At 35.0% G+C, this 15,858-nt stretch carries 16 protein-coding genes and 1 pseudogene; 5 read left to right on the top strand and 12 right to left on the bottom strand.

Annotation, left to right across the window (positions count from 1 at the left end; genetic code table 11):
* Nucleotide 1: 1 nt before the first annotated feature.
* Nucleotides 2–1,075 (bottom strand): diguanylate cyclase domain-containing protein, encoded by a 1,074-nt coding sequence (locus tag HUE87_RS00655; RefSeq protein WP_194366837.1) that lies wholly within the window; start codon nt 1,073–1,075, stop codon nt 2–4.
* A gap of 168 nt (nt 1,076–1,243) precedes the next feature.
* Between HUE87_RS00655 and HUE87_RS00650 the strand changes: the two genes are divergently transcribed.
* Entirely contained in the window at nt 1,244–3,349 is a 2,106-nt protein-coding gene (locus HUE87_RS00650; RefSeq protein WP_194366836.1) for a helix-hairpin-helix domain-containing protein, read from the top strand.
* Here the strand turns inward: HUE87_RS00650 and HUE87_RS00645 are convergent.
* The 6 genes and pseudogenes from HUE87_RS00645 to HUE87_RS12890 all read right to left on the bottom strand — a co-directional run.
* A complete protein-coding gene (locus tag HUE87_RS00645; RefSeq protein WP_194366835.1) occupies nt 3,336–3,932 on the bottom strand; it encodes a TetR/AcrR family transcriptional regulator in 597 nt (198 codons plus the stop codon). The genes HUE87_RS00650 and HUE87_RS00645 overlap by 14 nt on opposite strands.
* An 8-nt stretch (nt 3,933–3,940) precedes the next feature.
* A complete protein-coding gene (locus HUE87_RS00640) occupies nt 3,941–4,336 on the bottom strand; it encodes a thioredoxin fold domain-containing protein (protein WP_194366834.1) in 396 nt (131 codons plus the stop codon).
* Entirely contained in the window at nt 4,333–4,776 is a 444-nt protein-coding gene (locus HUE87_RS00635) for a hypothetical protein (protein ID WP_194366833.1), read from the bottom strand. The genes HUE87_RS00640 and HUE87_RS00635 overlap by 4 nt, the downstream gene beginning before the upstream one ends.
* A gap of 43 nt (nt 4,777–4,819) precedes the next feature.
* Complete coding sequence (locus tag HUE87_RS00630; RefSeq protein WP_194366832.1) at nt 4,820–5,392, bottom strand: YceI family protein; 573 nt, start codon at nt 5,390–5,392, stop codon at nt 4,820–4,822.
* Between the two features lie 211 nt (nt 5,393–5,603).
* A complete protein-coding gene (locus HUE87_RS12895) occupies nt 5,604–5,963 on the bottom strand; it encodes a CZB domain-containing protein (protein WP_229855298.1) in 360 nt (119 codons plus the stop codon).
* A gap of 123 nt (nt 5,964–6,086) precedes the next feature.
* Nucleotides 6,087–6,410: pseudogene (locus HUE87_RS12890) on the bottom strand (methyl-accepting chemotaxis protein); the annotation flags it as partial.
* Nucleotides 6,411–7,193: 783 nt separating this feature from the next.
* Between HUE87_RS12890 and HUE87_RS00620 the strand changes: the two are divergent.
* The gene (locus HUE87_RS00620; RefSeq protein WP_194366830.1) at nt 7,194–9,029 is read left to right on the top strand and encodes an ABC-F family ATP-binding cassette domain-containing protein; all 1,836 of its coding nucleotides are present in this window, start codon (nt 7,194–7,196) and stop codon (nt 9,027–9,029) included.
* On the opposite strand, the gene HUE87_RS00615 is transcribed toward HUE87_RS00620, so the two are convergent.
* From HUE87_RS00615 to HUE87_RS00595, 5 genes are read right to left on the bottom strand one after another with little or no spacing between them, the layout of a single operon-like run.
* Nucleotides 9,026–9,538: a YgjP-like metallopeptidase domain-containing protein gene (locus tag HUE87_RS00615; protein ID WP_194366829.1), complete on the bottom strand. Its 513-nt coding sequence runs from the start codon at nt 9,536–9,538 to the stop codon at nt 9,026–9,028. The two genes, HUE87_RS00620 and HUE87_RS00615, sit on opposite strands and share 4 nt — an antisense overlap.
* The gene (gene dbpA / locus HUE87_RS00610) at nt 9,526–10,896 is read right to left on the bottom strand and encodes an ATP-dependent RNA helicase DbpA (protein WP_194366828.1); all 1,371 of its coding nucleotides are present in this window, start codon (nt 10,894–10,896) and stop codon (nt 9,526–9,528) included. The genes HUE87_RS00615 and dbpA overlap by 13 nt, the downstream gene beginning before the upstream one ends.
* Entirely contained in the window at nt 10,896–11,087 is a 192-nt protein-coding gene (locus tag HUE87_RS00605; protein WP_194366827.1) for a YwbE family protein, read from the bottom strand. Before HUE87_RS00605 ends, dbpA begins: the two co-directional genes overlap by 1 nt.
* Before the next feature lie 9 nt (nt 11,088–11,096).
* Complete coding sequence (locus HUE87_RS00600) at nt 11,097–12,347, bottom strand: EAL and HDOD domain-containing protein (RefSeq protein WP_194366826.1); 1,251 nt, start codon at nt 12,345–12,347, stop codon at nt 11,097–11,099.
* A gap of 33 nt (nt 12,348–12,380) precedes the next feature.
* Entirely contained in the window at nt 12,381–13,178 is a 798-nt protein-coding gene (locus HUE87_RS00595) for a TrmH family RNA methyltransferase (protein WP_194366825.1), read from the bottom strand.
* Between the two features lie 90 nt (nt 13,179–13,268).
* Here HUE87_RS00595 and HUE87_RS00590 point away from each other — a divergent pair, with 90 nt between their 5' ends.
* Genes HUE87_RS00590 through HUE87_RS00580 form a run of 3 tightly spaced genes read left to right on the top strand, consistent with a single transcriptional unit; the run spans nt 13,269 to nt 15,832 of the window.
* The gene (locus HUE87_RS00590; RefSeq protein ID WP_194366824.1) at nt 13,269–13,646 is read left to right on the top strand and encodes a FixH family protein; all 378 of its coding nucleotides are present in this window, start codon (nt 13,269–13,271) and stop codon (nt 13,644–13,646) included.
* A 9-nt stretch (nt 13,647–13,655) separates the two neighbouring features.
* The gene (locus HUE87_RS00585; protein ID WP_194366823.1) at nt 13,656–14,834 is read left to right on the top strand and encodes a TolC family protein; all 1,179 of its coding nucleotides are present in this window, start codon (nt 13,656–13,658) and stop codon (nt 14,832–14,834) included.
* A complete protein-coding gene (locus HUE87_RS00580) occupies nt 14,831–15,832 on the top strand; it encodes a permuted SH3 domain-containing protein (protein WP_194366822.1) in 1,002 nt (333 codons plus the stop codon). Before HUE87_RS00585 ends, HUE87_RS00580 begins: the two co-directional genes overlap by 4 nt.
* The last annotated feature ends 26 nt before the right edge of the window (nt 15,833–15,858 follow it).

The raw sequence follows: 15,858 nt of genomic DNA, 5'->3' as shown, positions 1-15,858 counted from the left end.
TTTATTTAGACTTATTTTCCTTATGCTTTTTTTTATCAATATACATCTGCTCATCAGCTTTTTGAATTAGTGTATGAGCTCCATAATAATCAGTCGGTCCTGCATCAACAATACCAATACTTAAAGTTACATCTTTAAAACTCTTCTTTAACTCAGTTCTAAGACGGTTCATATAAATATTATGCGCCTCTTCTTTAGAGCAATTTGGTAAAACTATGCAAAATTCATCACCGCCGTAACGATAACAGTTATCCACTATACGAGATACCTTTTTTATTGCATCACCTACTGCCCGTAAAATTTCATCTCCTTTTTGATGTCCGTCTGTGTCATTTACTATTTTAAAATCATTAACGTCAATGTAAACAATGCTTACTAATTCAGAACGACGCTCAGCTGACCTGAGTATTTTTGTAAGCGTTTCTGAGAGACTTCTTACATTTAGTAAACCAGTTAAAGCGTCAGTTGTTGACATAATCTCAAGTTGATGCGTACGCTCCATTACTGTCTCTTCCAATGCTAAAGCATACCGTTCTGACTTCTCTTTTGAAGATTCTATCTCTGCCACCAAACTTTTAATATATGTCTCAAAGACCAGAGTTATATCAAATAAAAATAGTTTATCCAGTGATGACAGTGTATCTACTAGCTCTTGTGAGTCTTTCATCTCTTCTCTAATAACTTTAAATAGGAGGTTTTTTAGCGTACCTATTGCTGAGAGATAGAGCTTTGGTTCAACGCCAATACGCTTGTGCACCAATCCGATTCTAAGTCTATTATTAATATATTCAAGGTCGTACACTCCGCTAAAAAGATCTTGCAAATATTTATGCTGTGCATTTTTAAGCCTAAATAGAGTATCAGAATCACCAATCAACAGTGCAATCTCTATAATCGATGTCTGCATCTCATAAAATTCATCAACTAGAGAATTCATTCTTGGCTCTATAAAAGTTTTACATTTTTTTAAAAGGTTAAAATCAACATCTTCAAGATAAAACAACTCTTTTCGATTTGCCATTTCAAATTCTGTAATTCTCATCTGTTCCAATAAAGTCTGGTCTGTTTGCTTCACGATAAAATCCTTAACAATCTAAATTTAACATAAAAAAATTACATTGATTATAACTTAAAATTACTGTTAAATTTGTATTTAACGACTAATATCTAAATAAGAGACTTAAAACAAAGTGAATATAAGATAAAATCTCTCAAAAATACAATCATTAAAGAAGCTGCATTTATGACAAATCTAATAACGTTACTAACACAAAAAACTCCACTAAAAAAAGAGCACATCGCAAACATTTTAAAACTTCTAGATGAGGGTTCTACTATCCCTTTCATTGCACGCTACAGAAAAGAGATGACTGGTGGTGCAGATGATGAAGTTCTTCGTGAGTTTGAGACAATCTACATAAGTAGTAAAAAAATTTTAGAGAGAAAAGAAGAAGTTGCTAGACTTATATCCGAGAGAGCAACTTTAACTGACTCTATTAAAAAAAGCATAGAAGAGGCTGATACTCTTAGAGTTTTAGAAGATATTTACCGACCTTTTAAAGAGAAAAAAAGTTCTCGGGCAACAACTGCTATGGCAAATGGTTTAACACCTCTAGCCAATACTTTGCAAAGTGCCAGATTAACTACTTCTGAGTTTAAACAAGAAGCTAAAAAGTTTATAAAAGGGGTTGTTTCCTCCGTTGATGGAGCCGTAAAAGGTGCACAAGACATCTTAGCAGAGCGTTATGCCGATTTGCCGCGTGAGCGCGAAGCCATCCGTAATAATATGCTCCGTTTTGGTATTTTAGAGGTTAAAAAGAGTAAGAGTTTTGATGAGAACGGTACTTTTAAGAATTTTGCAAACAAAGACGCAAAGGGTGAAAAAGTTGCTTATATCCCTTCCCATCGCTACCTTGCAATTATGCGCGGGGTAAAAGAAAAAGAGCTCTCGGTAAAGATAACCACAGACATAAGCCATATAGAAGAGAATATAAAACGGTACAAAATCCCATCTCATGCCTCAAGCTCCAAAGAGTTGCTGTTTGAAGCTTACAGAGATGGGCTGAAAAGACTTCTCCTCCCCTCGCTTGAGAGAGAGCTACATGTAGAGCTAAAAGAGAAGGCTGATATTTCTGCAATTAATACTTTTGGCAAGAATCTAAGCCAACTTCTTATGACACCTCCGGTCACAAAAAGGGTTCTTCTTGGAGTTGACCCCGCTTTTGTGAGTGGATGCAAACTAGCTGTTATTGATGAAAACGGAAATTATCTAGAGTCTGCTGTAATCTACCCTACCGAGCCAAAAAAAGATTATGAGAACTCTAAAAACAAGGTACTAACACTAACAAAAAAGTATAACATAACAGGCGTTGCTATTGGAAACGGGACAGCTTCTCGTGAGACACAGGAGTTTTTTGCCCGCTTAAACAAAGAAGAAGATGCCAAACTAAATTACACGGTTGTCTCTGAAGCTGGTGCGTCTGTTTACTCTGCTTCAAAAATAGCCGCTCAGGAGTACCCAAACCTTGATGTTACAATTAGAGGTGCTATCTCTATTGCCGGAAGATTGCAAGACCCTATGGCAGCGCTAGTTAAAATAGACCCGAAATCTTTGGGGATAGGGCAGTATCAACACGATGTTGACCAAAAACTTTTGGAAAAAAAGCTAACAGATGTAACCCAAGACCTTGTAAACCGCGTTGGTGTTGACATAAACTCAGCTTCGGCTTCTCTTCTTGCTTATGTTGCCGGAGTCGGCGCTAAAGTTGCTCAAAATATAATTGCCTTTAGAGAGGAGAATGGTCTCTTTAAAACGAAAGAACAACTTTTAAAAGTCAAAGGGCTCGGAAAAAAAGCCTATGAGCAAGCTGCAGGATTTGTACGTATAAAAAATGGAAAAAGTGTATTTGACAACAGCGGTATTCATCCTGAGAGTTATGATATTGCAAAAAAATTGAGCGCTTTAGAGTTAAGCTCGATAGATATAAAAACAAAATCTCAGGAGCTACATGTAGGGGAAGAGACATTAAAAGATATCATTAAAGAGCTAAATAAGCCTGGTTTTGACCCTAGGGAGGATTTGCCCCCTATTCCTTTTAAAGATGGCGTTACAGATATTGCTATGCTTAGTGTTGGGAGTTTTGTATCCGGTGTTGTCCGAAACATCGCTGACTTTGGTGCATTTGTAGATATTGGACTCAAGAATGACGGGATGATTCATATATCCAAAATGAGTGAAAAAAGAATTTCCCACCCCCTTGAAATTCTTGCACTAAACCAGTACCTTCCTCAAATAGAGGTAATATCGATAGATAGCGAAAAGGGGAAAATAGGGCTTAGTCTAGTTTGAGATTTTGAATAGCTTTTTTAGTTAAATAAGGTCTAAAAACTCCATTGATATGGTTTATAGTCTCTCTAACGCTATCTCTATCAATCTCTTTGCCTAAAGTTTTTGAATAAGAGAAGTAAAATTGCTCTGTCATTAAAACATAGTCTGCAACATACCCCGTACTTTGTCCGTTGTGTAGTTCTAATTCACCATTTTTTATAAAATTCTCAATACTCTTTATAATCCTTTGACGATGTTTTAAATTATCCTCAACACACATCTTTTCTAGTTCGGAGTCACGTGAAAATAAAAAAAGTAACTCTTTATAAAAAAATCTATACTCCCATAGTATTTCCAACAAATCTTTTAGATGCTTATTTAACTCTAAAATAGTAGTTGGAAGTTCTTCAATAGGTAATGATGCTTTACTCCTCATCTGCTTATACAAAACTCTTATAATTTCTTCTCTATTTTTATAGTGATAATGCAGATTACCTGGACTAATATTCATGGCTTTTGCAATATGGTTTGTCGTAGCCATTTGGGTATTTCCACTATTAAACAGCTCTAAAGCCGTCTGCAAAATTCTCTCTTTTGTGCTCATATCCACTCTTATTTTATAAAATTTAAAAACTCTTTTTTATTCATATATCCAAGTCTTTTATCGTAAACTTTTTCTTGTTTTGGTTCTATCAAATATGTAACTGGACTACCCGGAACATCAAACTTTTTTGGAAATTTCTTCTCTTCTTTATTTAAAATAAGAGGTACAAACTTAGCTTTTAAAGTTTTATCTACATCTAAATTTGAAAGTATTCTTTTTTCCATCTTACTACACCACGGGCAATAGTTTGTTATCATGAAAAACATTATATTTTTATTCTCTTTTTTTGCTTTTTCCACAGCTGTCTCATATGATGTTTCGTAACCCATTTTTTGAGCAAACTCCCTATACCCCTGTGCAGATAATATTGTTGTAAATAGTAATAGTAAAACTAGATTCTTCATAGCTGATCCTCTTTGTATTGTTCAGCAAACTCTTCTAGCAACTCTTCTACGTTATCCATCAAGTCTTCTTCTAGATTTTCTACAACAAATATACGACTCTTTGCATATGCGAGAACAAAAATTTCATCTTTTGTATCTAAACGCATTACGTCTTCGCCCAAAACAAGAGATACTTTTAAAGCAAGAATATCTCCGACACTTATATAGTTTATTAAAAAAGTTAAAGAGCGGGAAGAAAAGTTTTTTGTCTCAATACCCAGCTCATTTGACATCTCTATCAACGAGTCTAAAATAATTTTTTTATATTTTTTATCTATTCTATCGCTATGAAGCTCAACCACAGGATAGTAAGATTTAACGCCGGTGAGGGTAAATGGTGATTTGGAGTATAAGAGTGTTGTTAGCGCCGATACAAATAAAACTGCTTTTATAATTTTCAAAAAAATCCTTTTTTAGCCCTCTTTAGGAGGGCTATTATACATATTATTTAGTTAAAATTCCCTCAGCTTCAATGATGATTTTAACCTCATTTCCAACCATAAGGGCACCAGTTTCAATTACTTTACTAAACTTAATATTAAACTCTTGTCTATCTATTTTACCCTCTAAAACGAAAGCTGTACGAACATTTCCCCATGGGTCTTTAACCATACCGCTTATATCTTCAACATCCATCTTGATTGTTTTTGTAACATCTTTAATAGATAGTTCAACCAATGCAGTATCGCCGTTATGCTCCACTAATTTTAGTTTCATCTGGGGGTATTTTTCAACATCAAAAAAATCTGCACTTTTTAAATGTTTATCTCTATTTTCATTTTCTGTTGTTATAGAAGCAACTTTTACAATGCCATCAAGCTTTGTGAACTTCTTTGTTGAGTCGTCTATAGAAAATGTCCCCTCAAAATTATTAAACTTACCGTTAACATTTGAAATCATCATATGTTTTACTTTAAAGCCTACATTTGTGTGTGACGGATCTACATTAAAACTTGAACCGAACAAACCTGAAACACCTACAATACTTGCTACTACCAATGAAGTTAATACTTTCATTTTCTATCCTTTTATTTAATTAGTGTAATTACTCTAAAAGTATAGCTAAGAAAGATATTTAATGTCAAGAGCAATTGCTCTAATTTATTTTACTCTCTTGATAAAACATATACAAAGGTTAAATTATCAATGCAGAAGTAGGCGGATTTAAAGTATGTTGCAGACGAGCGAAAATATTTCTCGCTCTTATATGTCTAACTAATAATAAAGTCTATTTTAAAGAAGGGTCTAACTCATGAACAATACCATCAAGAATACCAAAAAGTTTTTCACTCTCTTTTTCCATCTCTATAAAATTATTAATGATTGCATCTTCATTTACTTGATTCAGTGCCGTACCATGCTTAACAAACTCCATATTCTTTAGTACATTTTGATGAACTTTAGAATGAGGAGTATCAATCAGAGCGTAACCATTTGTATTGCCATACTGTTTTTTACCATCATTTTCGTACCACTTTCCAAGGCGACAATTATGGTGATCAACAAATTTTGCATCACTATTGCCTGCAACAATTGTTGCATAAGCATTTGATTTAAATAAAATATGATCGATTTTTATAAGTACCATAAACAGTGAACCACCTATGTATCCTGTGTAGTCAGCGGACTCTTTAGCATCAACTTCAAAACCATCCAATGTAGTAGAAAAATCATCTATACTGTTGGTTGCATTTTGAGCAATTGTTGACATCTCCTCTGAATTTGATTGAATCTCTTGTGTCTCTTGTTGAAGAGTTGAAATAGTAATAGATATCTCTTGTGTAGCTTTTTGAGTTCGCTCTGCAAGCTTTCTGACCTCATCAGCAACTACTGCGAAACCTCGACCATGCTCACCTGCACGTGCAGCCTCAATAGCAGCATTTAGTGCAAGCAGGTTTGTCTGCTCGGCAATATCTTTGATAAGGTCGGCGATAGTGGAAATCTCATTAGAACGTGCAGTCAATGCCCCTATGCTGTCATGGGATGAATCAATTTTTTCAATCAACTCTCTAAAAAGGGCTGATACATCCTCCATAGAACTACTACTATTACTTGCTTTATTTGATGTCTCTTTGGACATGTCAGTTATCTTTTTAACTTCTTCTAGATTACGCAAAATACTATCTTGAATAACTTTTAAACTTTGTGACAAACCACCGCCTAAGCTATGAAGTTTTTGTGTGAATTCACCACGTACTTGAAGTTTATAACTTTTTTCAATATCTACAACTGATTTATTTATAGACTTTACAGCATTAACAAGAGCTGGATTTAAACCGTCAGTTTTTGCATAATAAGAGGCATTTATGTCTACTGCTACATCAATAGCTTTCATTGTTTCTTTCATATAAAACGTAAATTGTGCCAAAAGTGAGTTGAACTCAGTCGATAGTTCTTTAATTTCGCCTTCACCAACGATTTGTGCTGCAACATCAAAGTCGCCTAAAGATGCCTTCGTGATTGTTTTATTTAATTCACCAATAGCACTCTTTACTATCATCAGCTGAGACCTTAAATAGAGTGCCAGTGAAATATGTACTGCTGTTAGTGCAACAACAACTATTGAAAAGCCGAGGAAAAAGGTCTCTATAGCAAATGATGCTACAAAAATAACAAGTTGCCATAAGTTAGAGAGTGCAACATTTTGAAGAGTTGAAGTGTTCATTAATTGTCCTATTAATCATAATTTTCTTAACAAATAAAAATAAGGATTGAATTATATGAAAACTTAACTTAATTAATTTCAAATACCAAATATACTTTGTTTATAAAAACAACCTGATATAATACAAAAAATTTTAAATAGCAAAAGAACATTATGATACAACTAATCAATATCTCAAAAAGCTTCTCTTCTCAAGAGCTTTTCAGCAACCTGAACTTTAAACTTAACTCCGGCAACAGAGTTGGATTGGTAGGTCGAAACGGCAGCGGAAAATCTACACTGTTCAAAATTATATTAGGAGAAGAGAGCCCTGACAGCGGTGAGGTTGTAATACCTAAGGGTTACAAAATAGGTGCGCTTAAACAGCATTTAGAGTTTAGCGAGAGTACTCTAAGAGAAGAGGCTGCATTGGCGCTTGAAGAGGATATGAAGTATGATGTTTACAGGGTTGAGAAAATTCTGTTCGGACTAGGTTTCATTCAGGAAGATTTAGAGAAAAACCCTCTCTCTTTTTCGGGCGGATTTCAGATACGGATAAACCTCGCAAAGCTTCTAGTAACAGAGCCGAATCTGCTACTCCTTGATGAGCCTACCAACTACCTTGATATTCTCTCTTTGAGATGGTTGAAAGCATTTTTACGAGCTTTTGAGGGTGAAGTCATATTGATAACACACGACCGCAATTTTATGGATGCTGTTACTACACACACTATGGGGATAGTACGCAAGACTCTAAGAGTTATACCCGGCGACACCCACAAATACTACGAGCAACTCCAAGCCAACGACGAGCTGTATGAAAAACAAAAAATAGCTCAGGATAAAAAAGTAAAAGAGCTCGAAGATTTTATCGCTCGTAATAAAGCACGTGCATCAACAGCTGCGCTTGCCCAGTCTAAAGTAAAGCAATTGGAGAAGATGGAGCTACTCGATGACTTGGGATTTGATGCAAGTTTGAAATTTGATTTTAACTTTAAAGAGACTCCTGCTAAAGTTCTCCTTGATGTAAAAAATCTGAGCTTTGGCTATACGCCCGATAACATTCTTTTTAAAGACATCTCTTTTACCCTTGAAAAAGGTGAGTGTCTTGGAATTATCGGAAAAAATGGCAAGGGAAAATCTACCCTTTTAAATACGATTGCCGGTGAGCTAAAACAGCTTCACGGCGAAATCAATATGCACACCAGCACAACTTTTGCCCATTTCGGTCAAACAAATATCTCCCGTCTCCACCCAGAGAGCACGGTCATGGATGAGATTCACTCAGCAAATACCAAGCTCTCAACGCAGGTGATAAGAAGTATTAGCGGCGCAATGATGTTTAGCGGAGATGCCGCAGACAAAAAAATCTCACTTCTCTCGGGCGGGGAGAAAAGCCGTGTAATGCTAGGGCAGATATTGGCTCGTGACGTAAACCTCCTCTTTCTTGATGAACCTACAAACCACTTAGACATGGACTCTATCGAGGCACTGACAAATGCAATTAAAAACTTTAAAGGGTCGGTTATTATTGTCACTCACTCAGAAGAGCTGCTTCGACGTGTTTGTGATAGACTTATTATCTTTGCAAAAGATGGTGCAGAGTATTTTGACGGCGGCTACGAACTCTTTTTAGAGAAAATAGGATGGGAAGAAGAGGAAGCCGTAGAGAGTGCAAAACAAAAGCCAAAAGCGAACAACAAAGATAACAAAAAAATAAAGGCTGAACTTGTTCGTGAGAGAAATGCCATAACATCGCCTTTGAAAAAAAAGGTTAAAAAGCTAGAGAGCGAAATTATAAAGATAGAGGAGCTTTTGGATATTAACCATAAAAAGCTCATTGAGGTCTCAAACAGCGGTGAAAGTTCTAAGCTTATTGATCTTTCAAAACTTGTCTCAACGCAGGAGAGCGAAGTAGAAGAGAAGTTTGAGCTTTTAGAAACTGTGCAATCTGAGCTTGATGAGATAACTCTAGATTATGAACAAAAAATAGAAAAGCTAGAATCTTAGGACCACGCCTCTATTTTACCTTTTATATCAATTTGCGTTAAATAGAGTCTTAAATCAAACTCTACCTGATGATAATTAGGTTGCATATACTCACACAGTTTATAAAATGCCTTGTTGTGCTCTTTCTCTTTAAAATGTGCTAACTCATGAACAGCTATCATTTGTAAAAACTCTTCAGGCACACTTTTAAACATCGAAGCTATGCGAATCTCATTTTTAGATTTTAGCTTCGAACCCTGCACTCTGGAGACAAAGTGATGAGTACCCAAAGCGTTGTGAATAACATTTATCTTCCCATCATAAAGAACTTTGCTAAGAGGAGCTACTTTTTTCATATGAGTGTTTTTTAAATCATTCAAATAGGAAAAGAGTGCTTTGTCTGTTTTTTTAACATGTGAATTTGGATATTTTTTTAAAAGATGGTGAGTTAACTTATCTTGTTTAATTAGCTCATGCACCTGCTTCTTTGTATCTTCAGAGTAGTGATTTATATATTTTAGAGAATCCAAACCGAAAACTTTTTACCTTTGATTTTTCCATTTTTCAGCTTATCATGAGCCTCGTCTATTTTTTTACTTTCAATTGCTACGTAGCTTTGTCTCTCATAAATATCTATCTTACCGATTGAGCTACCATCAAGTCCGGCGTCTCCTGTTAAAGCACCCAGTAAATCTCCGGCACGAACTTTGTCTTTTTTACCGCCCTCTATAACAAGTGTTATATATGGTGGTTTCATTGTAAAGCCAACAGCAGCTTTTAGCTCACCCGCATCCTCAAAAAGACGAGTCTCATTTTTATACTCATATGCTTTGTCTGCCTCATACGCCGTGAAGAGCGTAAAAGCCAAGCCCTCTTTTCCAGCTCGTCCTGTTCGACCAATACGGTGAGTATAAGTCTCTTCCCCATGAGGAACATCATAGTTTACAACCATTGAGAGCTCTTTTATATCAAGTCCTCTTGCTGCTACATCAGTTGCTACTAACACAGGACAGCTTTTGTTAGCAAACTGAACTAACACATCATTTCGCTCATACTGTTCTAAATCGCCGTGAATTGCAAGTGCATCAATTTTCTTTTTCTGCAGAGTCTCTGCGATCTCTTGAACTTCTACTTTTGTATTTGCAAAGACTATAACGTTTTCAGGTTTAAAAGTGCTGAAAATATTTACTAAAGTATCTAGTTTTTGAGAATTTTGAACCTCATAAAATCTCTCAACTATACTGTTTGCAATTTCTGTAGAGATAGTTTTAACATTTACAGCATCTTTTTGTAAAGTTGCACTTATGTTCATAATTTCATCTGTATAAGTAGCTGAAAAAAGAAGAGTCTGTTTCTCTTTTGGAGCAAACCCTAAAACTTCATTTATCTCTTCACTAAAGCCCATGTCTAACATTCTGTCAGCTTCATCAAGAACAAGCGTATCCATATTTTCAAGGGAAAGTGTCTCTTTTTTTAGATGCTTTAAAATTCTCCCAGGAGTTCCTACAACTATGTGTGCGCCATGACGAAGTGAACCAAGCTGCGGTCCAAAAGCACTTCCGCCACATAATGTTAAAATCTTTACATTGTGAGCAAATCTCGCCAATGTACGAAGCTCTTTTGCAACCTGATCAGCTAGCTCTCGAGTCGGACAGAGTATAAGAGTCTGAACTCTAAACTTTTTTACTTGAAGTTTGTGAAGCAAACCAATCCCAAAAGCAGCTGTTTTTCCGCTTCCTGTTTTAGCTTGGGCAATCACATCTCTCCCTTCTAAAATAAAAGGCAAACTCTCCGCTTGAACAGGAGTCATCTCTGTGTACCCTATTTCGTTAAGGTTATTAAGCATCTCTTTCGATAAAGGAAGGTTTGAAAAATCTGTTTTGTTCATTAGTGTATTACCTTTACTCTTCCAACTTCACGACTCATAAGACGGACTTTAATCCCATGAGGGTGAGTTGAAGATTTTGTTAAAATATCACGGACAATACCATCTGTAAGACGTCCGCTCTCTTGGTCCTCTTTAAGAACAATTGCCACACTCATTCCGCTTCTAATATTTACCCGTTTTGTACCGTCCATATTTAACCTTTATATTGAACAAAATGCATTTTCAAATGCTGTTACTTCTCTCATGCTATCAAACATTAAGCACTCAATTGTATTATTTTCTAAATTATGTTTTTTCTCAAAGAGAGATATGCTTTTTGTATTAAATTGCTCAACATCTAGCACTAAAGCATATATCTCACCTAAGAGACCATTATCACTAATAAGAGCCTCTCCTACAGCTGCATCCACATTCATATCATCTAAAATTTTATCTAGCTTAACGCCGAATATAGTATCTATAAGAGACAATACTCCGACAAAATATGCTTGTCCTAGAACATTACTTCTAACATCTGGTTCTATTTTTTTTAAAATAGTCTGCATCAACTCTGTGCGGTGCTTCACCATTAACAGTAAAGGTGATACTTCACCTTTTTTAGCAACAGACTTCGAATAAATCATAAGCATTAACCACTGAGCAAGAGGAGTTCTGCCAACAAGAGTCAATATATGGTGAATTGAAGAGATTCTAGTTCTAAAATGAAATGCACCTGAGTTTATGTACCGAAGTAACTGAATAGTAAGGGCATGATTTTTTTCAAACTCTGATGTGATTTCGTCTATATTTGTGTCATCCATAAGTAAGCTATAGAGTTTTAATACATTCATCTGTGAAGAATCATACTTTGCACTTTCAAAAATTTTTGGTTTTGCGAAAAAGTAGCCCTGGAATAGTTCACACCCTAAACTTTTAGCTAGTTCATACTCTTCTTCGTTTTCTATTTTTGTAGCAACAACTTTTATATTATTATCTTTAAGACCTATTATTATATTTTTAACATACTCATCGTCTTTAAATGTCTTATCAAAATTCATTTTAACAAAAGAGAGTGTAGATAGTATTCTTAAATAATTATTTAAATTATCTTCATTGAATGTTACATCATTTATTGCAAGTTCATAACCCTTCTTTTGTAACTGTTCACACCTCTCAATAACTCTCTCATTAACATCAGCTTCAACTATAGAAAATATGAAAAATTCTTTTGGGATTGTGAAGATCATATCACTCATTAAAAATTTTGCATCTACTTTTGCAAATGCTTTACGGTTTCCAAGTACTGCATGTGTTCCAAATTTATTTAATACACTACTGATTACAGCAGCACTTACAAAGCGATTGCTGACACCCTCTTTTGATTCACACTCTTCTCTATATAAAATTTCGTAAGAGTCTAGAGTGCCCTTTGAATCAAGAATTGGCTGACGTCCTAAATATACATTTTGCATAATACCATCCTATACATTAGTAGCTTCAACAGATTATATTAGATTTGTGCTATTTTTAAACTGATACATTAGTATTGATGCTGCAATACCGACATTGAAACTTCTTACATCATCCATCATCTCAATTTCTACAATTTCATCACACATCTCGATAACCTCTTCGCTCAGCCCTTTTCCCTCATGACCCATCAAAAGTACCCATTTTTTAGGAATTTTCACGTCCTTAAGTGAAGTGGAATTTTCTGTTACTTCAGCTCCAAATATTTTATACCCATCAGCTTTTAAAGAGTTTAGTGCGGAAAATATATCATCATAAATATGTACATGTAGCTTACTAATATGCCCCATTGAAACTCTAAGTGCTCTGCGTGAATAAGGGTGTGGAGCCTGTTTTGGAAGCATATATGAAGTAACTCCGAGTGCGGCTGCACTTCTAGCAATTGAGCCGACATTTTCAGTTGAAGTTATCTCGTCTAGCATTATTATATTCTGACCCATATTCTCAAGCGAAGTGTCATCTGGACGAATTCCGTGCATCATACAGTTATGGTGTATTTTGTGTCCGATTATTTTCTCCATCTCCTCTTTTTTTATAACAAAAAGTTTAGGGATTTTTTTTAAAGATATCAACTCTTCAAACTCATCATAATACTCCTGTGTGGCAAGTATACTCTTAACCTCTATCTCTGTCTTTAAGAGTATATTTACCACCTTAGGAGAGTCTGCTATAAAGCTGTTGTCCTTTGTAAAAGCGTTCTCCCTTAGTTTGTGGTAAATCTCTAAGGATTCTCTATTTGAGTCATTGATTGCAATTAGTTTAATCTTATCCATAGTGCAATTATACACAACACACACTGAACTCTACACACTCTCTGCACATACAGTATGGTACAATTCAAAATACTTAAAAAAGGATACATGATGAAAAATATTTCAACTATTTTACTGACTTTATTACTTAGTCTTAGTTTCTTGCAAGCTGCAGCTTTTGAAAAATCTGCAAAAAGTAGAACGACTGAAGTAATTATCAGTTCTGACAAACCACTTACTACAGGCTCAAATACTATTATTCTTGATATTACACCAAAATATAAAGATGCAAAAGTAAGCGTAAAAGCTTTTATGCCTGCGATGCCTGGAATGCCGGCGATGGAATCAAAAGCTGATGCAAAAGATTTGGGAAATGGAAAATTTGAAACTACTGTAAACCTCTCTATGGGCGGTACATGGCAGTTGCATATCTTTATAACGCCTACAGTTGGTAAGAAATCACGTGTTAAAACCTCTTTGAACTTTTAAGGAAAGTAAATGAAAAACATATTTTTAACCATCTTTGTTCTTGCTTCAAGTCTTTACGGCTTAACTCTTGATGAGATAATAACAAGAGCCTTAGACAAAAACCCATCGCTAGAATCTATAATACACCGTATCGAGGTAAATGACTCAATCATAGATATTTCAAACCAGTTTTCCAACCCTACTTTATCTTATGCACAAAATACTTTAGATGATGCTCAAGCGATGAGTCAAAAGATTTTAACACTGCAACAAAAACTTCCATTCTATGGGAAAAGAGAAAATTTAAAAAAAATCTCTTTAGCAGAAAAAGAAGTCTTAACTACTTCTCTAGAACAAGCCAAAGTAAACCTAGTAAATAAGATAAAAAATCAAGTTTACACAATATGGGAGCTTGAGAATCTTTATAAAATAATCAACTCATATGAAGAACTAACAAAACAAAATATTGAACTTTTCCAATCTTACACAGCCACTTCTGACAACCAACATATGGGGATAATGTCAGCTGAATTAACTCTATCTGATCTTCGTATTCAAAAGAGTACTTTAAATGCAAAAATATATTCATCGTATGCAAAACTGTCTTATCTTTCTTCTTTTGAAGTAAAAAAAATAGACCTGGAACTTAGTGTTGGAAATATGCCGGGTATACAGAGTTTAGAAGCTGGTTTAGTAAACAATAATAGCATTTCTCTAAGAGATAAGCAGATTGATAAGAGTAAAGCGGTTTTAGAGAGTGCAAAAACAAATAACTATCCAGATGTAAATGTTTTAGCTGCATACTCATCTAGAAATAATTTTGATGACTTTATGACTTTTGGGGTAGGGATAAACCTCCCAATATACTCAACCGAAGATTACAAAGAAGAAAAAGCAAGAAAATCAACACTAGTTGCTAAAAGCTTAAAAGAAGACACACAAATAGCTGTTGATTCTGAGTTTAAAAATGCTTACTCACAGATGAAGTCTGCTTACGAAATTTATCATATTGTTCACGATGAGGCTCTTCCTCAGATAGAGCATATGTTTGAATTAACTTCATCATCTATTGCTACAGGTGGAGATTTGTTTAAATACATAGATATATTAATAAAAAAACTAAAACTAGAGCAAAAAAGTATAGCTGCTATAGCCTCTTACAACCGTTATATTGCAAATATTTCATCACTTTCAGGAGAGTTAAAATGAAGACAAAAATAAAACTGTTTTTACTGGTATTACCATTGATACTTGTTGCAAAAGAAGCAACCGTAAAACAACTTTTCAGCGTACAAACAATAAAAGTGAAAAAAGAGACTAAAAGCCAACGTATTAAAAACTATGGTTATGTAATGACGGATGAGAGCCGCAAATACGATATCTCTCCACGTTTTGGTGGCTATATTGTTGAATTACATGCAGATAAAATATATAAAAAAGTGAAAAAAGGCGAGGCACTAGCCACTGTATATTCTCCTGAAGTATTCAAGGCAAAGGATGAATATCTAAATACATTTAAGTATATAAAACAACGTCCAAATAAAGGGATGTTAGAGAGTGCAAAACTCAAACTACAACTCCTTGGAATAAGCAATGAAGAGATAAACGAGGTTATTGACGGGACAAAAGTCTCACCAAATACTACTATCTATTCCCCTATAGATGGTTATGTATTTGTTAAAAGTGTTGACAAAGGGGCTGCTTTTAATGCAAAGCAAAAACTTTTTCAGATAGTTAACCTTGATGAAGTTTGGGTGGAGACAAAGCTATTTGAAGAAGAAAGAGCAAGGCTTTCAACAACTTCTAGCTATGAGCTTACTTTTAAAGGGTTAGATAAGGTTTACAAAACTAATAATAAACTTCTCTATCCGCAACTTGACCCAAAAGTAGCTACGCTGACTCTACGCTTGAGAGTAGACAACCAAGATCACAACCTATTTCCTGGAATGTACGCCAACGTTATTTCACTCAAAGATGAAAAATCACAGCTTGTCTTACCAACAACAGCAGTTATTCGTAAAAGCGGAACTCACTATGTCTTTATGGTTGGCGAGTACGAGGGAGAATATGAGCCTCTTGAAGTTACTGCAAAGATCATTGATGCGAATACATACGCAATTATAAGTGGTCTTAATGAGGGTGATGAAGTTGTCAACAATGCTCTGTTTATGATGGATTCAGATGCACAGATAAACTCGTTATATTAGTACGCAAAATGAACAAAGTCCATTTT

Origin of the sequence: Candidatus Sulfurimonas marisnigri (assembly GCF_015265475.1) — a bacterium.
Classification (GTDB): domain Bacteria; phylum Campylobacterota; class Campylobacteria; order Campylobacterales; family Sulfurimonadaceae; genus Sulfurimonas; species Sulfurimonas marisnigri.
This window is presented reverse-complemented; position numbering and strand designations above follow the sequence as displayed.